This is a genomic window from Frigoribacterium sp. MCBA15_019 (assembly GCF_001864945.1).
Classification (GTDB): Bacteria; Actinomycetota; Actinomycetes; order Actinomycetales; family Microbacteriaceae; genus Frigoribacterium.
The window spans coordinates 212,457-236,728 of record NZ_MJGS01000001.1 but is presented as its reverse complement, the minus strand read 5'-3'; the positions used below and the strand labels follow the sequence as shown (position 1 = coordinate 236,728).

Here is a 24,272-nt window from a genome sequence, read left to right as displayed (position 1 = left end):
ACGTGGGCGCCGACGGGACCACGGCCGAGTCCTCCTCCGACTTCGCCGCGGTCCCCGACGCCTTCCAGCGACTCTGGACGCCCCACCGCGCCGTCTACGTCGAGGCGGGCCAGGACGCCCACGACGACTCCTGCCCGTTCTGCAGTGCGCCGTCGAGGTCCGACGACGAGGCCCTCATCGTGGCGAGGGGCGAACACGCCTACGTGCTGCTCAACCTCTACCCCTACAACCCCGGCCACCTGTTGGTCTGCCCGTACCGGCACGTCTCGACCTACGACCTCGCGACCACCGACGAGGTGGCCGAGATCGCGTCGCTGACCCAGACAGCCATGCGGGTCCTCACCCTGGTGTCGCACGCGCAGGGTTTCAACATCGGCATGAACCAGGGGCAGGTCGGCGGAGCCGGCATCGCCGCCCACCTGCACCAGCACGTGGTGCCACGCTACGGCGGCGACTCGAACTTCTTCCCGATCATCGCGCAGACGAAGGCCGTCACGCAGTTGCTGGGCGACGTCCGCGTCGCGGTCGCCGAGGCCTGGCCGACCGGAGGCGCCGGTCCTGTCCCGGCGGCGTCACCCGACCGCTGATCGGGCCTAAGATAGGGGCCATCATGAGCGACACGACCCCTGCCTCCAGCCAGTCCTCCACCACCGGTTCGAGCCGCGTCAAGCGCGGTCTCGCCGAGATGCTCAAGGGCGGCGTCATCATGGACGTCGTCAACGTGGAGCAGGCGAAGATCGCCGAAGACGCCGGAGCGGTCGCCGTCATGGCCCTCGAGCGCGTCCCCGCCGACATCCGGTCGCAGGGCGGGGTCGCCCGCATGAGCGACCCCGACATGATCGACGAGATCGTCGCCGCCGTGTCGATCCCCGTCATGGCCAAGGCCCGCATCGGCCACTTCGTCGAGGCGCAGATCCTGCAGACGCTCGGCGTCGACTACATCGACGAGTCCGAGGTCCTCAGCCCGGCCGACTACGTCAACCACATCGACAAGTGGAACTTCACCGTCCCCTTCGTCTGCGGGGCCACCAACCTGGGCGAGGCGCTGCGCCGCATCACCGAAGGTGCGGCCATGATCCGTTCCAAGGGCGAAGCCGGCACGGGTGACGTGTCCGAGGCGACCAAGCACATCCGCACGATCTCAAAAGAGATCGCCCAGCTGCGGGGCCTCAAGGCCGACGAGCTCTACGTCGCCGCCAAAGAGCTGCAGGCTCCGTTCGAGCTCGTGAAAGAGATCGCCGAGACCGGCAAGCTGCCCGTCGTCCTCTTCACCGCCGGTGGCGTCGCGACGCCGGCAGACGCGGCGCTCATGATGCAGCTCGGCGCCGACGGTGTCTTCGTCGGTTCGGGCATCTTCAAGTCGGGCAACCCAGCCGACCGTGCCAAGGCGATCGTCAAGGCCACCACCTTCTTCGACGACCCCCAGGTCGTGGCCGATGCCTCGCGCGGTCTCGGCGAGGCGATGGTCGGCATCAACGTCCCCGACCTGCCCGCACCCCACCGCCTCGCCGAGCGCGGCTGGTGACCGCAGGGGTCGATCGTCGGTGATGACCACCGCACGAACGCCTCGGGTCGGCGTCCTGGCCCTGCAGGGTGACTTCCGTGAGCACCTGGGCGTCCTCACCTCGCTCGGGGCCGAGGCCGTACCCGTCCGCCGCGCGTCCGAGCTCGACGAGATCGACGGCCTGGTGATCCCGGGTGGCGAATCCAGCGTGATGGACAAGCTGTCGCGCATGTTCGACCTCGACGAGCCGCTCCGGCGTGCCATCGGGTCGGGGTTGCCCGTCTACGGCACCTGTGCCGGCCTCATCATGCTCGCCGACCGCATCGTCGACGGCATCCCGGGGCAGCGGAGCCTCGGGGGCCTGGACGTCTCGGTGCGGCGCAACGCCTTCGGCTCGCAGACCGACTCGTTCGAGACCGACGTCGACGTCCCCGTGCTCGACGGTCCGCCGGTGCACGCCGTGTTCATCCGAGCCCCGGTGGTCGACCAGGTCGGGCCGGCCGCGACGGCCATCGGCGTCCTCGACGACGGCCGGGTCGTCGCCGTCGAGCAGGGCCCCTTGATGGGCACCTCGTTCCACCCCGAGGTCACCGACGACCTCCGGTTCCACGCGCGGTTCCTCGACAAGGCCCGTGCGCGGGCGTCGCGGTAGACTCGTCGCGATCCACGTCAGCATCTGAAGGAGCACCGTGTCCGGGCATTCCAAGTGGGCAACGACCAAGCACAAGAAGGCCGTCATCGACAGCCGCCGTGCCAAGTCGTTCGCCAAGCTCATCAAGAACATCGAGGTCGCGGCCAAGCAGGGCGGTGCCGACATGTCCGGCAACCCCACGCTGGTCGACGCCGTCCAGAAGGCCAAGAAGACCTCGGTCCCCAACGACAACATCGACCGCGCCATCAAGCGCGGCGCGGGTCTCAGCGGCGAGAGCGTCGACTACCAGACCATCATGTACGAGGGCTACGGTCCGAACGGCGTGGCTCTGTTGATCGAGTGCCTCACCGACAACAAGAACCGCGCGGCCGCCAACGTCCGCACGGTGATGTCCCGCAACGGCGGCACCATGGCCGACCCCGGCAGTGTGGCCTACAACTTCAGCCGCAAGGGCGTCATCGCCGTCATGAAGACCGACGACCTCACCGAGGACGACGTCCTCACGGCCGTCCTCGACGCCGGGGCCGAAGAGGTCACCGACCGCGGTGAGGGCTTCGAGATCGTGACCGAGGCGTCCGACCTGGTCCCGGCCCGCTCGGCCCTGCAGGACGCCGGCATCGACTACGACTCGGCCGACATCGAGTTCGTTCCCGGGCTCAAGATCGAGGTCGACCTCGAGACGGCCCGCAAGGTGTTCCGGCTCATCGACGCCCTCGACGACGACGACGACGTGCAGAACGTCTACGCGAACCACGACGTCCCCGCCGACGTGCAGGCCGCGCTCGACGACGAAGAATAGGTCGCCTCGGTGACGCTCCGGGTGCTGGGCATCGACCCCGGGCTCACCCGGTGCGGGGTCGGGGTCGTCGAGGTCGACGCCCAACGACGCGCGACCCTCGTCGACGTCCAGGTCATCCGCACGGCCCCCGACCTCGCCCTCGAACTGCGCCTCCTCGCCCTCGGTCGTGGTCTCGACGCACTCATCGACGAGCACCGACCTGACGCCATGGCCATCGAGCGGGTCTTCGCCCAGCAGAACGTCCGCAGCGTCATGGGCGTCGCGCAGGTCAGCGGTCTCGCCCTTCGTGCCGCGGCCGAGCGCGACATCCCCGTCACGCTGCACACACCCTCCGAGGTCAAGGCGGCCGTGACCGGGTACGGGTCGGCCGACAAGAAGCAGGTCGGCACGATGGTCGCCCGGTTGCTCGGGCTCGCCGAGGCGCCCCGACCGGCGGACGCCGCAGACGCCCTGGCCCTTGCCATCTGCCATGCCTGGCGGGGCGCGCCCGTCGCGGCCCGCGCCTCCTCGGGGTCGCTGACGCCGGCCCAGCGAGCGTGGCGCGACGCCGAGAAGTCGGTGCGCACTCCTAGGCTGGGGGCATGATCTCGAGTGTCCGCGGTACCGTCTTGTCCGCGTCCGGCACGTCGGTCGTGGTCGAGGTCGGTGGCGTGGGCCTCCGGGTGTCGGTCACGCCACAACTCGCGTTGACGGTCCGCGTCGGCGAGCAAGCGCTCATGCACACGGCGTTGATCGTCCGCGAAGACGACCTCTCGCTCTTCGGGTTCGCCGACCGTGAAGAACTCGAGGTCTTCGACCTGCTGCGCAGCGTCACCGGCGTCGGACCGAAGTCGGCCCAGGGCGTCCTGTCGACGCTCACGCCCCACCAGGTCGCCACCGCCGTGGCCGACGACGACGATGCCGCCTTCCGCCGCGTCTCCGGCATCGGCCCCAAGACGGCCAAGCTGATCGTCCTGTCGTTGGCCGGCAAGCTCGACGTGGCACCGAGTGCACCGACCGTCACGGCCGCGTCGACGACCGCCGCCGACGTGCTCGTCGCGTTGGTCGGGCTCGGTTGGTCCGAGCGCGAAGCCCAGGCCGCCATCGACGCCGTCGTGGCCGACCGGGGTGATGCCGTCGCGGTCGCCGTGCCGCAGCTGCTGCGTGCGTCGCTCGGTCACCTGGGACCGCAGAAGTCCGCCGGGGCCCGCGCGTGACCGACGACGACCTGACTCGTCCCACGCTCGAATCCGAGGCCGAGCTGGCCTTCGAGGGGGCACTGCGGCCCACCTCGCTCGGCGAGTTCGTCGGCCAGACCAAGGTGCGGGGCCAGCTCGAGCTGCTGCTCAAGGCTGCGACGATGCAGGGCCGCACCCCCGACCACATCCTCCTCGCGGGGCCGCCAGGGCTCGGCAAGACGACCCTGGCCATGATCGTGGCCCACGAAGGGGCACGACCGTTGCGCATGTCGTCGGGTCCGGCGATCCAGCACGCGGGCGACCTCGCCGCCGTCCTCTCCGCACTCGTGCCGGGCGAGGTGCTCTTCATCGACGAGATCCACCGCATGGCGAGGCCGGCCGAAGAGATGCTGTACCTCGCGATGGAGGACTACCGCATCGACATCATGGTGGGCAAGGGGGCGGGCGCGACCAGCATCCCGCTCGAGCTGTCGCCCTTCACGCTCGTCGGCGCGACCACCCGCAGCGGACTGCTGCCGAACCCCCTGCGCGACCGTTTCGGATTCACGGCGCACCTCGAGTTCTACGACGAGGCCGAACTGACCGAGGTCCTCCGTCGGGCCGCCTCGCTGCTCGGCATCGTCATCGACGGTGCCGCCCTGGCCGAGATCGCCGGACGCTGCCGCGGCACGCCTCGCATCGCGAACCGCCTGCTCCGGCGTGTGCGCGACTACGCGCTCGTCCACGGACGGGACGCCGACCTGACGACCGTGCGCGAAGCGCTCGACCTCTACGACGTCGATTCGCTGGGGCTCGACCGCCTCGACCGAGAGGTCGTCCAGACGGTGCTGACGCGCTTCGGCGGCGGACCCGTCGGCCTCAACACGCTCGCGGTGTCGGTGGGCGAAGAGGCCGACACGATCGAGTCCGTCGTCGAGCCGTTCCTGGTCCGCGTCGGCCTGCTCACCCGCACGCCCCGGGGCCGCATCGCGACTCCCGAGGCCTGGCGGCACTTCGGCCTGACGCACGCCTCAGGGGCGCTCTTCGGCGATGACCTATAATTCCTGCAGGTCCGAGGCCGTCGCTCGCTGAAGCGAGTCCCGCTCGGCCCACACCCCCAACAGCGAAAGGGAGTTCCGCATGGATCCCGCAACCCTCATCATGGTCCTCCTCCTGGTGGTCCTCGTGTTCTTCATGTTCCGCAACAAGAAGAAGCGCGACCGTCAGCAGGCCGAACTGCAGAACAAGCTCGTCCCCGGCGTCGAGGTCATGCTGTCGTTCGGCGTGTACGGCACCGTCGTCTCCATCGACGACGAGAACAACGTGGCCGAGGTCGAGGTCTCGCCCGGCACGGTCCTCAAGGTCCACCGTCAGACCCTGGGCCGCGTCGTCGAACCGGTCATCGACGAGCCCGTCGCCGACGACGCCGACTCGCTGTCCGACGGCAGCACCGAGCACGACCGCGTCATCGGCGACGCGCCCGAGTTCGGTGAGCGCGCCACGTCCGCGCCGGTCGACTCGACCGTTACCAAGGACACCGACAACAAGGCCTGACCTGACGACCGTCCCGACCGCCTGGCGCGGTCGGGTCCGATCCACGGCGCGCGCTCCGGGTGGGCGCGCGCTCCCATGAGAAAGCAGAGTTCCTCCGTGGCACGCTCGACGCCGGTGAAGAAAGCAATACGATCCCTGACCTGGTTGTTGGTCATCATCGCCGGCCTCACGGCCCTGAACGGCACGGCCACGTTCCTCAACGACTCCGGTCGTGACGGCTGGTGGAACGGAGCCAGCTGGGTGCCCGAACTCGCCCTCGACCTGCAGGGCGGGACGCAGATCACCCTCGCGGCCCAGCTCCAGAGCGGTGAGACGGTGTCGTCCCAGCAGCTCGACCAGGCCGTCACGATCATCCGGCAGCGCATCGACTCGGCCGGCGTCTCGGAATCCGAGATCACCAAGCAGGGCACGCAGAACATCGTCGTCTCCATCCCGGGGCGGCCCGACAACGCGACCCTCGAGCGCATCGAGGCGTCGGCCAAGCTGACCTTCCGTCCCGTGCTCTACACCGAGGCCGTGTCGAACGCCGCGGTCGGCGGAGAGGGCGACAACGCCACGGCCAGCCCGAGCGCCACACCGTACACTCCCAACCCCGACCTCGAGAGCACGCCGACGGCGTCCCCGACGAACGCGTCCGACCTGTCCTGGATCACCCCTCAGCTCGCCGACCTCTACCAGAACTACGACTGCGCAGCCGAGAACGACCTGGCCACGGCCCGTGACGACGAGCCGCTCGTGACCTGCTCCACCGACGGCACGGCCAAGTACATCCTCGGTCCGGTCGAGGTGCAGGGCTCCGACATCAGCGATGCCACGAACGGCCTCGCCGCCGACTCGCAGGGCAACTCGACCAACACCTGGGCCGTCAACCTCGAGTTCGACGGTCAGGGCACCGACCGGTTCTCCGAGGTCACCTCGCGCCTCGTCTCGTTGCAGGCGCCGCAGAACCAGTTCGCCGTGACCCTCGACAACCAGGTCATCACGGCTCCCTCCGCCAACGCCGCCATCACCGACGGCAAGGCCCAGATCACGGGCCAGTTCACGCAGGACTCCTCGAAGACCCTCGCCGACCAGCTGAAGTTCGGCGCCCTGCCGTTGAGCTTCTCGGTGCAGAGCAACGAGACGATCACCGCGACCCTGGGGCAGACCCAGCTGGTCAGCGGTCTCATCGCCGGTCTCATCGGTCTGATCCTGGTCGTCATCTACTCGCTCATCCAGTACCGGGCCCTCGCGTTCGTGACGGTGCTGTCGCTCGTCATCGCCGCTGTCCTCACCTACCTCGTGATCGCCATCCTGTCCTGGCGCGAGGGTTACCGCCTCTCGCTCGCAGGGGTGACGGGTCTGATCGTGGCCATCGGCATCACGGCCGACTCCTTCATCGTCTACTTCGAACGCATCCGGGACGAGCTGCGCGACGGCCGCATCCTCGAGAGCGCCGTCGAATCGGGCTGGAAGCGCGCCATCCGCACCATCGTCGCCTCCGACACGGTCAACTTCCTGGCGGCCATCACGCTCTTCATCCTCGCCGTCGGCAACGTCAAGGGGTTCGCGCTCACCCTGGGCATCACCACGGTGATCGACCTCATCGTGGTCTCGCTGTTCACGCACCCCATGCTCCAACTGATCGCCCGGACGCGGTTCTTCGGCGAGGGGCACTCGTTCAGCGGGCTCAACCCCCGTGCCCTCGGCGCCGTCTACCGTGGGCGGGCGCAGTTCCGCACCCCGGCCGTCGTCGGCCGCAAGGGAGCGGGCGGCCGCGAAGCCGTCAAGCGTCAGACCATCGCCGAGCGCAAAGCCGCCGAGAAGAACACCGAGCGCGTCGACACGTCGACCGCCGGTGAAGGGAAGAAGGACTCCTGATGGCCAGTTTCTCGAAGTTCGGCAACGACCTCTACACCGGTGCCCGGTCGTACGACATCGTCGGCCACCGACGCCGCTGGTACTGGATCGCGGCCCTCGTCATCCTCATCTCGGTCACCGTCCCGTTCCTCCGCGGGGGCTTCCACTTCGGCATCGAGTTCACGGGCGGTTCGGAGTTCCAGATCGCACAGCCGGCCGAGCTGGACCAGGACGTCGCCTCGGCGACCGTCGACGAGGTCGTACCGGGGTCGAACCCCCGGGTCACCCAGGTGGGCACCGACACGATCCGCGTGCAGACCTCGCAGCTCGAGGCCGCCCAGACGAACGACGTGGCGGCAGCCCTGGCCACGGCGTACGACGTCCCCGACGACCGGGTCACCTCGTCGTTCATCGGTGCGTCGTGGGGTGCAGACATCACGAGCCAGGCCATCAAGGGGCTCGTGATCTTCCTGATCCTCGCCGCGATCGGCATGACGCTCTACTTCCGCACCTGGAAGATGTCGCTGGCGGCCATGGCCGCCCTGCTGCACGACCTCGTCCTGACCGCGGGCATCTACGGCATCGTCGGCTTCGAGGTCACCCCGGCGGCGGTCATCGGCTTCCTGACGATCCTCGGCTACTCGCTCTACGACACCGTGGTGGTTTTCGACAAGATCAGAGAGAACACGACCGAAGACGGCGAGGGTTCACGTCGCACGTTCGGGCAGTCCGTGAACCTGGCGATCAACCAGACGCTCGTCCGGTCCATCAACACGTCCGTGGTGGCGCTCCTCCCCGTCGCGGCCATCCTGTTCATCGGAGCGTTCGTCCTCGGTGCCGGCACGCTTCGCGACATCTCGCTGGCCTTGTTCATCGGCATCCTGGTCGGCACCTATTCGACGATCTTCATCGCCTCGCCTCTGTACGCCACGCTTCGCCTCCGCGAGCCCGACATCGCCAAGCGAGACGCCCGGAAGCTCGAGGCACAGAAGACCGAGCCGCTCACCGTCGACGAGACGGTGGGCGCATGATCGGCGACGACCGCCGACCCGAGATCGGGGCCGACGCTGCCATCGACGCCTTGGCCGAGGGCACCTACCTGCTCGACGTCCGAGAGCGACACGAGTGGGATGACGCGCACGCGCCCGGTGCGACCTTGATTCCGCTCTCGGAGCTGAACGATCGTGTGGACGAGGTCCCCACCGACCGCCCCGTCCTCGTCGTCTGCCACTCCGGCATGCGCTCGGCCCGCGCAACGGATGCCCTCCGCGGCGTCGGTGTGGACGCCCGGAACGTCGTCGGTGGGATGCTCGCCTGGCGCGACGCCGGCGGCGTGGTCGTGGCCGGGGACGATCACCCCGTGTCGTCGGCCGACTGACGGCCGACGGGTACCCTTGACCCCACGGAGTCCACGTCCGACCATGACGGCCGGTGGCGTCACTCCGACCCGAGAGAACGAGGTGCTGCCGTGACCGAGATCACCACACGGAACAACTCCGCACCGTCCGAGGTGCCCGGTGGTCAGAACACGGCCTCGTTGCGGACGCTCCTGCCCCGTCTCTTCTCTCGGAGCCAACCGGCGGGTGCCGTCGACCGGTTGATCAAGACGGTGCGCATGCACCACCCCAAGGCCGACATCGTCCTCATCGAGCGGGCGTACTCCGTCGCCGAGAAGGCCCACACGGGTCAACTCCGCAAGAGCGGCGAGCCCTACATCACCCACCCGGTCGCGGTGGCACAGATCCTCGCCGATCTGGGCATCGGTTCCAAGACCATCGCCGCCGCGCTCCTCCACGACACCGTCGAGGACACCGACTACACGCTGGCCATGCTGCAGCGCGATTTCGGTGACGAGATCGCGATGCTGGTCGACGGGGTCACCAAACTCGACAAACTCAAATACGGCGACAGCGCACAGGCCGAGACCGTCCGCAAGATGGTCGTCGCCATGTCGAAAGACATCCGGGTGCTCGTCATCAAGTTGGCCGACAGGCTCCACAACGCGCGCACCTGGGGCTTCGTCGAGTCGGCGTCGGCCACCCGCAAGGCCACCGAGACCCTCGAGATCTACGCCCCCCTGGCCCACCGACTCGGCATCCAGACCATCAAGTGGGAGCTCGAGGACCTCTCGTTCGCCGTGCTCCACCCCAAGCTCTACGTCGAGATCGACAACCTGGTCAAGCAGCGCACGCCGCAGCGCGAGCAGTTCGTCCAGAACGTCATCAATGCCGTCAAGTCCGACCTCAAGTCGACGAAGATCCGCGGCGACGTCATGGGTCGACCGAAGCAGTACTACTCGATCTACCAGAAGATGATCGTCCGGGGCCGCGAGTTCGACGAGATCTACGACCTCGTCGGCATCCGCATCCTCGTCAACTCGCTCCGGGACTGCTATGCCGTGTTGGGGTCGATCCATGCCCGGTGGAACCCCATCCCGGGCCGTTTCAAGGACTACATCGCGACGCCGAAGTTCAACCTGTACCAGTCGTTGCACACGACCGTGATCGGCCCCAAGGGGCGACCCGTCGAGATCCAGATCCGGACCCACGAGATGCACCAGCGGGCCGAGTTCGGTGTGGCCGCCCACTGGAAGTACAAGCAGCGCATGAACGGCGGGCGGGACGACCAGGGCGGGGCCAAGACCGAGACCGACATGGCCTGGCTCGCCCACATCTCGGACTGGCAGGCCGAGACCGCCGATCCCAGCGAGTTCCTCGACAGCCTCCGGTTCGAGATCGGCGCCAAAGAGGTCTACGTCTTCACGCCCCAGGGCAAGGTGATCGGCCTTCCGTCGGGTGCCACCCCGGTCGACTTCGCCTACGCGGTGCACACGGAGGTCGGCCACCGCACGATGGGCGCCAAGGTCAACGGGCGACTCGTGCCGCTCGAGAGCGTCCTGTCGAGCGGTGACGTCGTCGAGGTCTTCACCTCCAAGAACCCCGACTCGGGGCCGAGTCAGGACTGGCTCGCCTTCGTCAAGAGCCCCCGCGCCCGGAACAAGATCCGCCAGTGGTTCACGAAAGAACGCCGCGACGAGGCCATGGAACAGGGCAAGGACGCCATCGCCCGGGCCATGCGGAAGCAGAACCTGCCGCTGCAGAAGCTGATGACGCAGGACAGCATCGCCGAAGTCGCCGCCACGATGCGGTACGACGATGTGTCGAGCCTCTACGCCGCCGTCGGCGAGGGCCACATCTCCACCCAGTCCGTCATCGAGAAGATCCTGGCGGCGGTCCACACGCAGACCGAGGTCGACGAGGGCGAGTTCGAGTTCCCCAGCCAGGGTCGGGCGCGGCCGCTGCGCAACAGCGACTCGGGCGTCCTGGTCCGCGGGGCGCCTGACATCTTGGTGAAGCTCGCCAAATGCTGTACGCCGGTGCCCGGCGACCAGATCGTCGGATTCGTGACCCGGGGTCAGGGCGTCAGCGTCCACCAGGCCAACTGTCACAACGTCCAGGGTCTGCTGAAAGAGCCCGAACGGATGATCGAGGTCGAGTGGGCCCCGTCGTCGAAGAGCGTGTTCATGGTGCAGATCCAGATCGAAGCCCTCGATCGCAGCGGACTGCTGTCGGATGTGACCCGCGTGCTCTCGGAGCACCACGTGAACATCCTCTCCGCGACGGTGTCCACCTCCACCGAACGTCTCGCTCTCAGTCGGTTCGTGTTCGAGATGGGCGACACCACGCACCTCGACCGCGTCCTGAACGCGGTCCGACGCATCGACGCCGTGTACGACGTCTACAGGGTCAGCGCCGGCTGAGTCACGATCGTCGCCGTCCGACGGGGCGGATGTGCGTCGTCTCGAGGTGACTCGTCACCCATCTGGAGGTGAGCATCGGCCGCACAGACGACACCGAGGCGGTCGACCGTCCGCGCTCGGTGGGGGAGTCGTCCTCGTCGATCGAGGACGGCGACCGCGTCGGCGGACACGACGCCCTGCCCAGTCGACACGTCGCGTGCGGCCGTCTCGTCCTCTGGCGTCCAGTCCTCGCGGCGAGCGAGGTCGACCACGGTCCGGGCCGGTGTCGTGACGGCCACACCGTGGACTGTGACGATCTCGTCGTCGTCGATGACCACCTGTCGGATCACCGAACCCCGGCCTCGATGTTTCACTCGCGCCGGCGACACCACGAGCCCGGAGTGGGGGAGTGGCGCCGGCCCTCGAGCTCCCCAGACCCAGGCGGCCGTCCGCTCGGCAGCGACGACTCCGGCCCCGAGGGCGAGCCCCACCGCGATGGCTCGTCCGACGTGGTCGTCGATCTCGGCGATGCTTCGCCACGAATCACCGACGGCGTAGACCTGGCCGTCGAGCGCAGCCGCACGGAGTTCGGTTTCGGGCAGGTCGTCGTCCGTCAGGACCAGGGGGAGTCGCGCAGGCATGTGCCCACCCTGGCCGACCCCGCTCACGACGACGAACCGCCCGACCCTCCCTGTGGAGAATCGGACGGTTCATGACGTCGGTGGGCGACCGGCCCGTGGCGGTCAACCGATGGCGTCGAGCCAGACCTTCCGGGCGTCGAGGGCCTCACGAGCCTCTTTGACCCGACGAGCGTCACCGCTCGCCTCGGCCGTCGCGAGCTCGTCCTCGAGCTTGCCGATGGCATCGTGCAGCTGGCTCGCGAGCCCCTGGGACCGTGCCTGACGCTCGGGGTTGTTCTTCTCCCAGAACTGCTCGTCGAGCTGGCGCACGTGGGATTCGACCTTGCGGAGGCGGTCCTCGACGAACCGGACCTGCTCACGCGGAACGCGACCGATCTCGTCCCACCGCAGCTGGATCGAGGTGAGCGCCTCTCGGGCCGGGACCCGATCCGTGACCGTCAAGATCTTCTCGGCCTCGGTGAGCAACTCGAGCTTCAGCTCGAGGTTGCCTTCGTACTCGGCAGCGTCCTGAGCGACGACCTCGGACTTGGCCGCGTAAAGCACGTCGCCTGCCCGCTTGAACTTCGCCCACAGGGCGTCGTCGTACTTCTTGCCGGCGCGTCCGGCACGCTTCCAGTCGTCGAGCAGCCCCCGGTAGGCGGGGATGCCGTCGACGCCCTTCGGCGCGAGGGCCTCGGCGGACTCGACGAGGGCCTGTTTGCGCTGACGGGCGTCACGGTGCGTGGCGTCGAGGTCGGCGTAGAAGGCCTTGCGGTGCTGGTCGATCGTCGTGCGCGCGGCACGGAAGCGCTTCCAGAGGTCGTTGCCCTCGCCCTTCGGGATGCGGGGACCGTCCTGCTGGTGCTTCTGCCAGCGGGCGAAGATGTCGTCGATGCTGGCCGTGACCTGCTTCCACTGCACGCGGGCGGGGTCCTGGGCGGCGAGGGTCTCGGCCTCGACGACGAGGGCGGTGCGATAGGCGACGGCTTCGGTCAGAGCCTTCTGCGCCTCGGCGCTCTGCTGCTGCGTGAGCTCGTCGACCGTCGAGTCGAGTGCCGAGACACGAGCACGGAGGGCCTCGAGGTCACCGACCGCGCTCGGTTCGACGAGTTGCTCACGCAGGTGGGTGACGGTCTTGACGACGTCGCCCGCCGATGCGCCGCGCTTGATCCGCTGCTCGAGCAACGTCACCTGCCCGGCGAGCTCGACGAACTTGCGCTCGTAGTACGCGAGAGCCTCGTCAGGCGTCGCGTCCGGGTACTGCCCCACCGCGCGTTCGCCGTCGCCCTCGCGGACGTAGACCGTGCCGTCGTCGTCGACGCGGCCCCAGGGTGCCTGATCGTCAGTAGCCACTTTTATCCCTTGCTGAAAGTGCTCGTCGCGGAACCAGGACAGGCCACCGCGATGGGTGCCCAGCCTATTGCACGGCGGGCCGCGGCGGACTACTCGATCGTGGCGCCCGTGATCGTGGTCGCCACGACGGGGGCACCGTCGGTTTCGCTCGACCCGGGTGTGAGGCCCGCGTCCGTGATCTGGGCCTCGAGCTGGTCGAGTCCGCTCGTGACCTGTCCGACCACGGTGTAGCCGCCCGTCGAGCCGTCGAGGGTCGTGTCTCCGTAGGTAATGAAGAACTGCGTCGACTGCGAGTACGGGTCGGTGCTGCGAGCCATGGCGATCGTCCCGGTCGGGTACACGCCGTCCGTGGGGACGTTCTCGAGCGGGCCGAACGTGAAGCCGGCGTCGCCCGTCCCGTCGCCGTTGGCAGAGCCGCACTGGACGAACTTCGCCGTCGCGGCATCGCTCATGCGGTGGCAGGTCGTGCCCGTGTAGAAGCCCTTCTGGATGAGGTCGATGACGACGCTCGCCGCCTGGGGGGCCTTCGCCCCGTCCAGTTCGATCCCGAGGTCGACGCCGTCGTTCAGCGTCAGCCCTCCGGTCCAGGTGCGGCCCTCGGCGATCGACTCGTTGGGAACGTCGCCGACGTTCTCGCCTGCGGCGGGGGTCGAGGAGGGGCTGGGCACGTCCGAAGGAGTCGCCATGGGGGCACCGGGCCCACTCGTCGACCAGAAGACCTGCGACACGGCCGCGAGTCCGACCACGACCACGACGGCGGTCACGGCGAGGACGTTGTCCCGACGACGCCGGGCGACCTGCGTGGCGTGCACCTGCTGACGAGCGGTGTACCTGCGGAGCCGGTCTCGGTTCTCACGGTCCGGGTTCTTGCTCGGTGCCACGGGTCCTCCAGCTCGGTGATGTCCAGCCTGCACTGTATCGGAGGGCCGGTCTAGCATGGGTCACCATGAGCCCGCTCCCGCAGAGCTCGACCCCTCTCGCGGTCCGCATGCGTCCCACCACCCTCGACGAGGTCGCCGGCCAACGGCACCTGCTGCGGCCCGGCTCGCCTCTGGTCACCCTGGCGTCCGACACGGGTGCCGACCAAGGTGCGGTCTCCGTCATCCTCTGGGGCCCGCCGGGCACGGGCAAGACGACCCTCGCGCAAGCCATCGCACGCAGCTCAGGGCGACAGTTCATCGAGCTGTCCGCCGTGACCGCCGGCGTCAAGGACGTCCGACAGGTGATGGAGAAGGCGCTGTCGAACCGCGACCTCTACGGCACGACGACGGTGCTCTTCCTCGACGAGATCCATCGCTTCACCAAGGCGCAGCAGGACGCTCTCTTGCCGGGCGTCGAGAACGGCTGGGTCATCCTCATCGCCGCCACGACCGAGAACCCCTCGTTCTCCGTCATCACGCCGTTGTTGTCCCGCTCGCTGCTGCTGACGCTCGAACAGCTCAGCGACGACGACCTGGCCCAGCTGGTGCAACGAGCGGTCGTCGACCCCCGCGGTCTCGACGGAGCCGTCCGGCTCGACGACGAGGCCCTGGCCACGATCGTCCGGCTGGCCTCGGGCGATGCACGACGTGCGCTCACGGCGCTCGAGGCGTCCGCCCAGTCGGCGTGGGCCACGAAGCTCGAGGCCGACGCGGTGCCGACCGCCACGCCCGACGACGCGGCCGACGCCGACTTCGACCCCGACGCCGAGTACGACGAGACCGATCCCGACGACGACCGCCCGGCGATCACGTCGGAGATCGTCGCCCAGTCGGTCGACCGCGCCCTGCTGCGGTACGACCGCAACGGGGACGAGCACTACGACGTCATCAGCGCCTTCATCAAGTCGATCCGGGGGTCCGACGTCGACGCGGCGCTCCACTACCTCGCCCGGATGATCGAGGCGGGCGAGGACCCGCGCTTCATCTGCCGACGGATCATCGTGTCGGCCTGCGAGGACATCGGCATGGCGGACCCGAACGCGCTGACCGTGGCGGTCTCGGCCGCGACCGCCGTGCAGATGATCGGCATGCCCGAGGGCCGGATACCCATGGCCGAGGCCGTCGTCTACCTGGCGACCGCGCCCAAGTCGAACCGGTCCTACTCCGCGCTCGACGCCGCCATCGCCGACGTCCGGGCCGGCAAGGCGGGCCGAGTGCCCAAGCACCTGCGCGACGCCCATTACCCCGGGGCCAGACGCCTCGGGCACGGGAAGGGCTACCGTTACGCCCACGACTCCGAGTTCGGGGTGGTCGAGCAGCAGTACCTCCCCGACGAACTCGTCGGCCACGAGTACTACGACCCCACCGCCAACGGCAACGAGCGCGACGTGGCGGCGCGCCTCGAGAAGCTGCGCCGCATCACGCGGGGGCACTGACGACACGATCGACCCGCTGCTCGCATCCGTGCCCGGGCTCCTGTATGCTCGGGGGGTTGCCTGTTCTCGGGCGTCGACGCGCGGCTGCTGACGACGACCCGATCAAGGTGCGACGACCTGTAGCCGGTCGCCACCGCGGCACTCACCCCTCTTGTTACGCCGCTCGGCGCTCGCGCGCTGGGGCGGTCCATGACGAACCACCGACAAGAAAAAGGAACAAGTGTCCACCAAGTCACGTACCCGCAGCAAGACCCGTCTCTCGCGTGCCCTCGGCATCGCGCTGACCCCGAAGGCCGCTCGTTACCTCGAGAAGCGCCCTTACGCTCCCGGTGAGCACGGTCGCACCAAGCGCAAGACCGACAGCGACTACGCCGTCCGCCTGCGCGAGAAGCAGCGCCTGCGCGCCCAGTACGGCATCCGCGAGGCCCAGCTCAAGATCGTCTTCAACGAGGCACGCAAGGCCTCGGGCCTGACCGGTGAGAACCTGGTCGAGCTCCTCGAGACCCGTCTCGACGCCCTCGTCCTGCGTGCCGGCTTCGCCCGCACGACGGCCCAGGCCCGTCAGATGGTCGTGCACCGTCACATCCTCGTCGACGGCAAGCTCGTCGACCGTCCCTCGTTCCGCGTCAAGCCGGGTCAGATGATCCACGTGAAAGAGCGCAGCGAGAAGACCGAGCCCTTCCAGGTCGCCGCGGCCGGCGGTCACGTCGACCTGCTGCCCAAGGTGCCCGGATACCTCGAGGTCGAGATCGACAAGCTGCAGGCCCGCCTCGTGCGCCGCCCGAAGCGCGTCGAGGTCCCGGTGACCTGCGAGGTCCAGCTCGTCGTCGAGTACTACGCCGCGCGCTAGAACTCGTCACCCCGTCAGGAGCGGGCCACGGTCGTGGCCCGCTCCTTTCGCGTTCCCGGGGCCGGGTAAGCTGACGTGTCGTCGCGCTCGCACGTCGCGACACCAGCCCCAAGAGGAGTCCCCGTGAAGAGCCTGTTCCTGCTCGCCGTCGGTGTCGTCGGCGGTTTCGCCGTCGCCCACCAGTTCAACAAGACACCTCGGGGTCAGCAGTTCTTCGGCGGCCTCGACGGCAACGTGAAGTCGTTCCGCGCCGCCGTGGTCGACGGCTATAAGGCCCGCGAGGCCGAACTGCGCACCGACCGCGACGAGTCCTGAGCGCCCGGCCGCGCCTCCTCGTCCTGACACACGACCAACCCACCCTCGGGAGAACCATGCAGACCGCCGAAATCCGCCGCCGTTGGCTCGACTACTTCGGCGATCGGGGCCACACCGTCGTCCCGTCCGCGTCCCTGGTCAGCGACGACCCGAGCCTCCTCTTCACGGTCGCGGGCATGGTCCCGTTCATCCCGTACCTCACCGGGCTCGTCCCGACGCCGTACCCCCGCGCCACGAGCGTCCAGAAGTGCATCCGCACCAACGACATCGAAGAGGTCGGCAAGACGCCCCGACACGGCACGTTCTTCCAGATGAACGGCAACTTCTCCTTCGGCGACTACTTCAAAGAAGAGGCGATCGGCTACGCCTGGGAGCTCTTGACCTCGAGCGAGGCCGACGGCGGCCTCGCGTTCTCGCCCGACGACCTGTGGGTGACGGTCTACGAAGAGGACGACGAGGCCATCGCTCTCTGGAAGAAGGTCGCCGGCCTGCCCGACGAGCGCATCCAGCGCCTCGGCAAGGACTCCAACTACTGGCACACCGGTCAGCCCGGGCCCGCGGGGCCGTGCTCCGAGATCTTCTTCGACCGTGGTCCCGCCTACGGCGCCGACGGGGGTCCGGCGACCGACGACGACCGCTACGTCGAGATCTGGAACCTCGTGTTCATGCAGTACCAGATCGAGAACGTCCGCTCGAAGGTCGACTTCGACATCGTGCGCGAACTGCCGAACAAGAACATCGACACCGGCATGGGTCTCGAACGCGTCGCCTTCCTCAAGCAGGGCGTCGACAACATGTACGAGATCGACCAGGTGCGCCCGGTCCTCGACAAGGCCGCCGAGCTGTCGGGGCGGCGCTACGGCGCGGTCCACGACGACGACGTCCGCATGCGCGTCATCGCCGACCACGTCCGCAGCTCGCTCATGCTGATGTCCGACGGGGTGCGCCCGTCCAACGAGGGCCGCGGCTACATCCTCCGCCGCCTCCTGCGCCGCACGGTCCGCTCGATGCGACTGCTCGGCGTCGACGGCCCCACGTTCCCCGCGCTCTTCCCGGAGTCCCGCGACGCGATGAAGGCGGCCTACCCCGAGGTCGAGACCGACTACGACCGCATCTCGCGCCTGGCCTACGCCGAGGAGGAGACCTTCCTGCGCACCCTGGCCGCCGGCACGAACATCCTCGACATCGCCGTCGACGACACGAAGCAGCGCGCCTCGGCGGGCACGACGCCGCAGCTGCAGGGCGACACGGCGTTCCTGCTGCACGACACCTTCGGGTTCCCCATCGACCTCACCCTCGAGATCGCGGAAGAGAGCGGTCTGACGGTCGACCGCGAGGCGTTCGACCGGCTGATGTCGGAGCAGCGCGCCCGCGCGAAGGCCGACGCCAAGTCGCGGAAGGTGGCCCTGGCCGACCTGAGCGTCTACAGCGCCTTCCGCGCCCAGGGCGAGACGGTCTTCACGGGATACGACGAGCTCGACACCGAGACCCGTGTGCTCGGCCTGATCGTCGACGGGGCCGACGTCGACCGGGCCGTGACGGGCGACATCGCCGAGGTCATCCTCGCCGAGACCTCGCTGTACGCCGAGTCCGGCGGCCAGGAGGCCGACTCGGGCCGCATCGTCGGCGTGGGCTTCGACCTCGAGGTCCTCGACGTGCAGAAGCCGGTCAAGGGTCTCATCAGCCACCGCGTCCAGGTCACCTCCGGCGAGGTGGGGGTCGGCGACGCGGCGACCAGCGTGGTCGACCCCGCCTACCGCCGGGGCGCGACGCAGGCGCACTCCGCGACGCACCTGATCCACGCCGCCCTCCGAGAGGTGCTCGGCCCCGAGGCGCACCAGGCCGGGTCCTACAACAAGGCCGGCTACATGCGTCTCGACTTCAACTGGAACCAGGCGCTGAGCCCGCAGACACGGTCCGAGATCGAGGAGATCGCCAACAACGCGATCCGCGACGACCTGCAGGTCGTCACCCGCGAGATGCCCCTCGACGACGCCCGCGCCCTGGGTGCCATGGCACTGTTCGGCGAGAAGTACGGCGAGACCGTCCGCATGGTCGACATCGGTGGACCGTGGTCGCGCGAGCTCTGCGCGGGCACGCACGTCTCCACCAGCTCGCAGGTCGGTCTCATCAACCTCGTCAGCGAGACCTCGGTGGGGTCGACCAACCGCCGCGTCGAGTCGCTCGTCGGCATGGACGCGTTCCGTGAGTTCGCCGCCGAGCGTGCCCTCGTGTCCCAACTGACCTCGTCGCTGAAGACCCCGCGCGATCAGCTGGCCGCCCGCGTCGGCGATCTCGTCACGAGTCTCCGCACGGCCGAGAAGAAGATCGCCGAGTTCGAGTCCGCCCGCCTCGCCACGCGCGTCCCGGCGTTGGCCGAGACGGCGACCTCGATCGGCGACCTCACCGTCGTCGCCGAATCGGTCGGGTCGCTCGGTTCGACCGACGACCTGCGGTCGCTCGCCCTGTCGGTGCGCGAACGCCTCGGCGCCTCCAGCGCGGCGGTCGTCGCCCTGGCAGCAGACGTCGCGGGCAAGCCAGCCGTGATCGTGGCCACCACCGACGGCGCGCGCAAGGCCGGAGTCAAGGCCGGCCGTCTCGCCAAGGGTGCCGCCTCGGCTCTCGGTGGCGGTGGCGGCGGCAAGGACGACCTCGCGCAGGGCGGCGGATCCGACGTCTCGGCGATCCCCACCGCGCTGGCCGGCATCGTCGCCGAACTCGGGGCCTGAGGACGGCCGTGCGCCGCGGCGTCCGCATCGGCATCGACGTGGGCAAGGCTCGGGTCGGAGTCGCTCGCACCGATCCCGACGGTCTGCTCGCCACCCCGGTCGAGACGCTCGCGCGTTCCGCCGACGGTGTGGCCGACATCGGTGCCGTCCGCGACCTGGTCGCCGAACTCGATGCGCTCGAGGTGATTGTCGGCCTGCCCATCGCCCTCTCGGGTCGAGACACGGCGTCGACGCAGGACGCACGTGACTTCGCCGCGGCGATCGCGCAGGCCGTCACGGTTCCCGTCCGTCTCGTCGACGAGCGACTCTCGACGGTGAGTGCCCAGGGTGCACTCCGGGCCTCGGGCCGGAAGGGCAAGAGACAACGGTCCGTGATCGACCAAGTGGCCGCTGTTATCATCGTCCAGCACGCGCTCGACCTCGAGCGCTCGAGCGGTCAGCCGCCCGGGCGGACGGTCGACGTGACCCGAGAGACGGGCGGCGACGTTGCCGTACCCGCCACCGACGAAAGACAGTGATTCGTGGCCGACGAACCCGATTGGGACGACATCTTCGCGTCCCAACCCCAGAACGACCGCCCTGCCGACAGCTCCGGACGCCGCCGAGGCGAGACGGTCGACGGCCGGCACGGTGACGGCGACGGCGCGCCGCTCCGGCGCAGCACGCACGTCGAAGCCCCCGCCCTGTCCCGCCGCGAACAGCGTGAGCGCGAACGACGGGCCGAGCCCGTCGTCGTTCCGTCCTCCGACGGCGATCGTGCACGCGCGACGCGGGAACCGCGCGAACGACGGTCCAAGAAGGGCCCGATCGTCCTCGCCTCGATCCTCGTGCTCGTCCTGGCCGGGGGCACCGCCGGCGTCGCCGCCGCCTGGGGGCAGGTCCAACCCCTGATCGCCAAGATCACGGGTGACGACGAACCGGCCGACTACGCCGGCAGCGGCAACGGCACGCCCGTCGACTTCGCCATCGTCTCGGGCCAGGTCGGCTCCGACATCGCGCAGAACCTGGCGGACGCCGGCGTCACGCAGAGCTACGAGTCGGCCTACTCGCTCCTGCTGGCCGACCCGTCGATGACCTTCCAGCCGGGCACCTACACCCTGCAGCAGCAGATGAGCGCCCAGTCGGCCCTCGACGCGCTCCAGGACAGTGCCAACCGCATCACCAACAAGGTCGTCATCCCCGAGGGAACCGTGGCGGCGGACGTCTACGAGCTCCTCGCGTCCGCGACGTCGATCCCGATCGCCGACGTCCAGGCCGCCGCCGCGGACTACACGACGTTCGGACTGCCCGCCGAGGCCACGAGCCTCGAGGGTTGGCTCTTCCCGGCGACCTACGAGCTCGACCCGGGCAAGACGGCCCACGACTACCTCCAAGACATGGTGACGACCATGACCCAGCACCTCCAGTCCGCCGGTGCGCAGCCCGCCGACTACCAGAAGACGATCGTCTTCGCGTCGCTCATCCAGAAAGAAGCCGGTCTCGCCGACGACTATCCCAAGGTCGCGCGGGTCTTCCAGAACCGCCTCGACCAGGGGATGCTCCTGCAGTCGGACGCCACGGTCGCCTACGGCACGGGGAACACCCACCGGGTCACGACGACCGACGAAGAGCGCGGCGACGCGAACAACGCCTACAACACCTACGTCCACGAGGGACTGCCGGTCGGGCCGATCTCGAACCCGGGCGACCTCGCCCTGAACGCCGCCCTGAAACCGGCCGACGGCACCTGGCTCTTCTTCGTCACGGTCAACCTCGACACGGGCGAGACGGCCTTCTCGACCACGTACGCCGAGCACCAGGCCGCGGTGAAGCAATGGCAGGCCTGGATGCGCGAGCACCCCGAGTACCAGTGACCGGCCGACGGTCGACCGTCGGGCCCTGACGCCCGTCCTGAGGGGCCGACCGACCGTCACACGGTCGGTCGGCCCCTCTCTCTGTGGGAAGATCGACACCATGCTTCGTTGGTTGACCGCTGGAGAATCTCACGGGCCCGAGCTCGTCGCCGTCCTCGAGGGGCTGCCGGCCGGCGTGCCGGTGTCGCTCGACGCGATCCGTGCCGACCTCGCCCGCCGCAAGCTGGGCTACGGTCGCGGCTCTCGCATGAAGTTCGAGCAGGACGAGCTGAACATCTCGGGCGGCGTCCGCCACGGCCTGACGATGGGCAGCCCCGTCGCCCTGCGCATCGGCAACACCGAGTGGCCGAAGTGGGTCGAGGTGATGAGCCCCGAGCCCGTCGAGGTGAGCGATGCCTCGCGGGGGCGAAGCGCGCCCCTCACGCGACCCCGTCCCGGTCATGCCGACCTCGTGGGCATGCAGAAGTACGACTTCGACGAGGCCCGGCCGATCCTCGAGCGTGCGAGCGCTCGTGAGACGGCGGCCCGCGTCGCCCTCGGTGCCGTCGCTCGGTCCTTCCTCGCCGAGCTCGGCATCGAGCTCGTCAGCCACACCCTGTCCATCGGTCCCGTGCGCGTGCCCGACGGCAGCCCGGTGCCCGTCCCGTCGGACGTCGACCGTCTCGACGACGATCCGCTGCGCTGCTTCGACCAGGCGACCAGCGCCCTCATGGTCGACGAGGTCGAGGCCGCCAAGAAAGACGGCGACACCCTGGGTGGCGTCGTCGAGGTGCTCGCCTACGGCGTGCCGCCGGGACTCGGCTCGCACGTCCAATGGGACCGGCGTCTCGACTCGCAGCTGGCCGCCGCGTTGATGGGCATCCAGGCGATCAAGGGCGTCGAGGTCGGGGACGGCTTCGAGACCACCCGCAGGCGCGGTTCGGTCGCCCACGACGAACTCCACCGCACGGGCGGGGTCATCTCGCGCGACACCGATCGCGCCGGGGGGACCGAGGGGGGAATGAGCACGGGCACCGTCCTCCGCGTGCGTGCCGGCATGAAACCGATCGCGACGGTTCCGCGCGCACTGGCCACGGTCGACGTCACCAGCGGCGAAGAGAGCAAGGCGCACCACCAGCGCTCCGACGTCTGTGCGGTCCCGGCCGCCGGCGTCGTCGCCGAGTCGATGGTCGCCCTCGTCCTGGCGAACTCGATCCTCGAGAAGTTCGGCGGCGACTCGCTGGGCGAGACGGCTCGCAACCTGCGGGGCTACCTCGACGCCATCCCCGAGAACCTGCGGACTCAGCCGGCGTCCGCCGCCGAGTGACGACCACGCGTCCGGTCGTCCTGATCGGCCCCATGGGGGCGGGCAAGACGAGCATCGGCAAGAAGCTCTCGCGCCGCCTCGACGTCTCGTTCGTCGACAGCGACCGCCTCGTCGTCCGACGGCACGGGCCCATCGCAGAGCTGTTCGAACGTCACGGCGAGGCACACTTCCGGGCCCTCGAACACGAAGCCGTGGTCGAGGCCCTGGCCGGTGACGGGGTGGTGTCGCTGGGCGGGGGAGCCGTCCTCGACGACCGCACCCGCGCCTCCTTGTCAGGGTTGCCCGTCGTCCTGCTCACCGTGACGGCCGAGGCCGTCGAATCGCGGTTGGCCGGCAGCGCCCGGCCACTGCTGCAGCGAGGGGGCGTCGACGCCTGGCGCGCCATCGCCGCCGAGCGCGATCCCGTCTACCGGGCACTGGCGTCCGTCGTGTTCGACACGTCCCACCGGCCCGTCTCGACCGTCGTCGACGACATCGAGACCTGGCTCGACTCCGAGAGAGGCACCGCATGACCGACGAGACCGACACCACGACCATCCACGTCGGGGGAGACGCCCCCTACGACGTGCTGATCGGTCGGGGACTCACCGGCCACCTGCCGGGCGTCCTGCACCCGCAGACGAAGAAGGTGCTCATCGTCCACGCGCCCACGCTGGGCCGCAAGGCGGGCGAGGTGCGCGACTCCCTGGTGGCGGCCGGGTACGAGGCACTCATCGCCGAGGTGCCCGACGCCGAGGACGCCAAGCGCGTCGAGGTCGCCGCCTTCTGCTGGCAGGTGCTGGGCCAGGCCGACTTCACCCGCACCGACGCCGTCATCGGTCTCGGCGGCGGCGCCATCACCGACCTGGCCGGCTTCGTCGCGGGCACCTGGCTCCGGGGCGTCCCGCTCGTCCAGATGCCGACCAGCGTGCTCGGACTCGTCGACGCGAGCGTCGGCGGCAAGACCGGCGTCAACACCGCCGAGGGCAAGAACCTCGTCGGCGTCTTCCACCCGCCGGTGGCGGTGCTGGCCGACCTCGACCACCTCGACACGTTGTCGAAAAACGAGATCCTGGCCGGCTTCGCCGAGGTCGTCAAGGTCGGGTTCATCGCCGAACCCGAGATCCTCGACATCGTCGAGGCCGACGTCGACCAGGCGACCGACCCGACGACGCCCGAGTTCCGACGGGTCGTCGAGCTGGCGATCGGGCTCAAGGCCCGCGTCGTCGGCGAAGACCTCACCGAGCAGGGTCTCCGTGAGATCCTGAACTACGGCCACACCCTCGGCCACGCCGTCGAGCACGCCGAGCGCTACCAGTGGCGCCACGGGGCCGCGGTCTCGGTGGGCATGGTCTTCGCCGCCGAGCTGGCGCGTCTGACCGGACGCTTGTCCGACGAGGCGGTCGACCGTCACCGGCGCATCCTCGAGTCGCTGACCCTGCCGGTCTCGTACCCCCTGGGCCGATGGAACACCCTGCTGGCGACGATGCAGCGTGACAAGAAGGCCCGCGCGGGCCTGTTGCGCTTCATAGTCCTCGACGAGATCGGCCGGCCGACCGTGCTGCAGGGGCCCGACCAGAGCCTGCTGTTCGCGGCCTACCAAGAGATCGGTTCGTAGCCCTCCGACCCGTCAGGGCGTCCGCTACACTCGACGATGGCCGATTCCG

At 69.2% G+C, this 24,272-nt stretch carries 24 protein-coding genes; 21 read left to right on the top strand and 3 right to left on the bottom strand.

What is annotated here, in order from left to right; translation table 11 throughout:
• Window positions 1-2: 2 nt before the first annotated feature.
• The 12 genes from BIV04_RS01110 (at window position 3) to BIV04_RS01055 (ending at window position 11,265) form a co-directional block, all read left to right on the top strand.
• Entirely contained in the window at window positions 3-587 is a 585-nt protein-coding gene (locus tag BIV04_RS01110; RefSeq protein ID WP_255364100.1) for an HIT domain-containing protein, read from the top strand.
• A 23-nt stretch (window positions 588-610) separates the two neighbouring features.
• Window positions 611-1,525, top strand: coding sequence for a pyridoxal 5'-phosphate synthase lyase subunit PdxS (gene pdxS / locus BIV04_RS01105; RefSeq protein WP_043592715.1), 915 nt, complete (start codon window positions 611-613; stop codon window positions 1,523-1,525).
• Window positions 1,526-1,547: 22 nt separating this feature from the next.
• Entirely contained in the window at window positions 1,548-2,156 is a 609-nt protein-coding gene (gene pdxT / locus BIV04_RS01100; RefSeq protein WP_071253432.1) for a pyridoxal 5'-phosphate synthase glutaminase subunit PdxT, read from the top strand.
• 37 nt (window positions 2,157-2,193) lie between these two features.
• Entirely contained in the window at window positions 2,194-2,955 is a 762-nt protein-coding gene (locus tag BIV04_RS01095) for a YebC/PmpR family DNA-binding transcriptional regulator (protein WP_071253429.1), read from the top strand.
• 9 nt (window positions 2,956-2,964) lie between these two features.
• Window positions 2,965-3,540, top strand: coding sequence for a crossover junction endodeoxyribonuclease RuvC (ruvC, locus tag BIV04_RS01090; protein ID WP_071253427.1), 576 nt, complete (start codon window positions 2,965-2,967; stop codon window positions 3,538-3,540).
• Window positions 3,537-4,151, top strand: a complete 615-nt coding sequence (gene ruvA, locus BIV04_RS01085) for a Holliday junction branch migration protein RuvA (protein ID WP_071253425.1) — start codon at window positions 3,537-3,539, stop codon at window positions 4,149-4,151. The genes ruvC and ruvA overlap by 4 nt, the downstream gene beginning before the upstream one ends.
• On the top strand, window positions 4,148-5,173 hold the full coding sequence (gene ruvB / locus BIV04_RS01080; RefSeq protein ID WP_071253423.1) for a Holliday junction branch migration DNA helicase RuvB: 1,026 nt from the start codon (window positions 4,148-4,150) through the stop codon (window positions 5,171-5,173). Before ruvA ends, ruvB begins: the two co-directional genes overlap by 4 nt.
• Window positions 5,174-5,252: 79 nt before the next feature.
• Window positions 5,253-5,666, top strand: coding sequence for a preprotein translocase subunit YajC (gene yajC, locus BIV04_RS01075; protein ID WP_071253422.1), 414 nt, complete (start codon window positions 5,253-5,255; stop codon window positions 5,664-5,666).
• Window positions 5,667-5,762: 96 nt separating this feature from the next.
• Window positions 5,763-7,526: a protein translocase subunit SecD gene (secD, locus tag BIV04_RS01070; protein ID WP_071253420.1), complete on the top strand. Its 1,764-nt coding sequence runs from the start codon at window positions 5,763-5,765 to the stop codon at window positions 7,524-7,526.
• Window positions 7,526-8,536, top strand: a complete 1,011-nt coding sequence (gene secF / locus BIV04_RS01065; RefSeq protein ID WP_071253419.1) for a protein translocase subunit SecF — start codon at window positions 7,526-7,528, stop codon at window positions 8,534-8,536. The genes secD and secF overlap by 1 nt, the downstream gene beginning before the upstream one ends.
• On the top strand, window positions 8,533-8,883 hold the full coding sequence (locus BIV04_RS01060; protein ID WP_071253418.1) for a rhodanese-like domain-containing protein: 351 nt from the start codon (window positions 8,533-8,535) through the stop codon (window positions 8,881-8,883). The genes secF and BIV04_RS01060 overlap by 4 nt, the downstream gene beginning before the upstream one ends.
• Before the next feature lie 237 nt (window positions 8,884-9,120).
• On the top strand, window positions 9,121-11,265 hold the full coding sequence (locus BIV04_RS01055; RefSeq protein WP_231567017.1) for a bifunctional (p)ppGpp synthetase/guanosine-3',5'-bis(diphosphate) 3'-pyrophosphohydrolase: 2,145 nt from the start codon (window positions 9,121-9,123) through the stop codon (window positions 11,263-11,265).
• Here BIV04_RS01055 and BIV04_RS01050 read toward each other — a convergent pair.
• From BIV04_RS01050 to BIV04_RS01040, 3 genes are all read right to left on the bottom strand, one after another.
• Window positions 11,244-11,885, bottom strand: a complete 642-nt coding sequence (locus tag BIV04_RS01050; protein ID WP_071253417.1) for a type IV toxin-antitoxin system AbiEi family antitoxin — start codon at window positions 11,883-11,885, stop codon at window positions 11,244-11,246. The two genes, BIV04_RS01055 and BIV04_RS01050, sit on opposite strands and share 22 nt — an antisense overlap.
• A 102-nt stretch (window positions 11,886-11,987) precedes the next feature.
• Window positions 11,988-13,217, bottom strand: a complete 1,230-nt coding sequence (locus BIV04_RS01045) for a DUF349 domain-containing protein (protein WP_071253416.1) — start codon at window positions 13,215-13,217, stop codon at window positions 11,988-11,990.
• Window positions 13,218-13,306: 89 nt separating this feature from the next.
• On the bottom strand, window positions 13,307-14,098 hold the full coding sequence (locus tag BIV04_RS01040) for a peptidylprolyl isomerase (protein ID WP_071253413.1): 792 nt from the start codon (window positions 14,096-14,098) through the stop codon (window positions 13,307-13,309).
• A gap of 65 nt (window positions 14,099-14,163) precedes the next feature.
• Here BIV04_RS01040 and BIV04_RS01035 point away from each other — a divergent pair, with 65 nt between their 5' ends.
• The 9 genes from BIV04_RS01035 (at window position 14,164) to aroB (ending at window position 24,223) form a co-directional block, all read left to right on the top strand.
• Complete coding sequence (locus BIV04_RS01035; protein WP_083396036.1) at window positions 14,164-15,573, top strand: replication-associated recombination protein A; 1,410 nt, start codon at window positions 14,164-14,166, stop codon at window positions 15,571-15,573.
• A gap of 220 nt (window positions 15,574-15,793) precedes the next feature.
• Window positions 15,794-16,423, top strand: coding sequence for a 30S ribosomal protein S4 (rpsD, locus tag BIV04_RS01030; protein ID WP_043592736.1), 630 nt, complete (start codon window positions 15,794-15,796; stop codon window positions 16,421-16,423).
• Between the two features lie 123 nt (window positions 16,424-16,546).
• Window positions 16,547-16,738, top strand: coding sequence for a hypothetical protein (locus BIV04_RS01025; protein ID WP_054146050.1), 192 nt, complete (start codon window positions 16,547-16,549; stop codon window positions 16,736-16,738).
• 56 nt (window positions 16,739-16,794) lie between these two features.
• On the top strand, window positions 16,795-19,467 hold the full coding sequence (gene alaS / locus BIV04_RS01020; RefSeq protein WP_071253410.1) for an alanine--tRNA ligase: 2,673 nt from the start codon (window positions 16,795-16,797) through the stop codon (window positions 19,465-19,467).
• A gap of 8 nt (window positions 19,468-19,475) precedes the next feature.
• On the top strand, window positions 19,476-19,985 hold the full coding sequence (gene ruvX / locus BIV04_RS01015; protein ID WP_071253409.1) for a Holliday junction resolvase RuvX: 510 nt from the start codon (window positions 19,476-19,478) through the stop codon (window positions 19,983-19,985).
• A gap of 3 nt (window positions 19,986-19,988) precedes the next feature.
• Entirely contained in the window at window positions 19,989-21,320 is a 1,332-nt protein-coding gene (gene mltG / locus BIV04_RS01010) for an endolytic transglycosylase MltG (RefSeq protein ID WP_071253407.1), read from the top strand.
• Between the two features lie 100 nt (window positions 21,321-21,420).
• Complete coding sequence (gene aroC / locus BIV04_RS01005) at window positions 21,421-22,626, top strand: chorismate synthase (protein WP_055972703.1); 1,206 nt, start codon at window positions 21,421-21,423, stop codon at window positions 22,624-22,626.
• A complete protein-coding gene (locus BIV04_RS01000) occupies window positions 22,623-23,138 on the top strand; it encodes a shikimate kinase (protein WP_369825252.1) in 516 nt (171 codons plus the stop codon). The genes aroC and BIV04_RS01000 overlap by 4 nt, the downstream gene beginning before the upstream one ends.
• Window positions 23,135-24,223, top strand: a complete 1,089-nt coding sequence (gene aroB / locus BIV04_RS00995; protein ID WP_071253405.1) for a 3-dehydroquinate synthase — start codon at window positions 23,135-23,137, stop codon at window positions 24,221-24,223. Before BIV04_RS01000 ends, aroB begins: the two co-directional genes overlap by 4 nt.
• Window positions 24,224-24,272 lie beyond the last annotated feature (49 nt).

Bases quoted from the DNA above. Each gene is read 5' to 3' on its own strand.
- BIV04_RS01060 (WP_071253418.1), top strand. From the start codon at position 8,533: ATGATCGGCGACGACCGCCGACCCGAGATCGGGGCCGACGCTGCCATC.
- BIV04_RS01055 (WP_231567017.1), top strand. From the start codon at position 9,121: ATGCACCACCCCAAGGCCGACATCGTCCTCATCGAGCGGGCGTACTCC.
- BIV04_RS01035 (WP_083396036.1), top strand. From the start codon at position 14,164: ATGAGCCCGCTCCCGCAGAGCTCGACCCCTCTCGCGGTCCGCATGCGT.
- alaS (WP_071253410.1), top strand. From the start codon at position 16,795: ATGCAGACCGCCGAAATCCGCCGCCGTTGGCTCGACTACTTCGGCGAT.
- pdxS (WP_043592715.1), top strand. From the start codon at position 611: ATGAGCGACACGACCCCTGCCTCCAGCCAGTCCTCCACCACCGGTTCG.
- aroB (WP_071253405.1), top strand. From the start codon at position 23,135: ATGACCGACGAGACCGACACCACGACCATCCACGTCGGGGGAGACGCC.
- aroC (WP_055972703.1), top strand. From the start codon at position 21,421: ATGCTTCGTTGGTTGACCGCTGGAGAATCTCACGGGCCCGAGCTCGTC.
- yajC (WP_071253422.1), top strand. From the start codon at position 5,253: ATGGATCCCGCAACCCTCATCATGGTCCTCCTCCTGGTGGTCCTCGTG.
- pdxT (WP_071253432.1), top strand. From the start codon at position 1,548: ATGACCACCGCACGAACGCCTCGGGTCGGCGTCCTGGCCCTGCAGGGT.
- ruvA (WP_071253425.1), top strand. From the start codon at position 3,537: ATGATCTCGAGTGTCCGCGGTACCGTCTTGTCCGCGTCCGGCACGTCG.
- secF (WP_071253419.1), top strand. From the start codon at position 7,526: ATGGCCAGTTTCTCGAAGTTCGGCAACGACCTCTACACCGGTGCCCGG.
- BIV04_RS01050 (WP_071253417.1), bottom strand. From the start codon at position 11,885: ATGCCTGCGCGACTCCCCCTGGTCCTGACGGACGACGACCTGCCCGAA.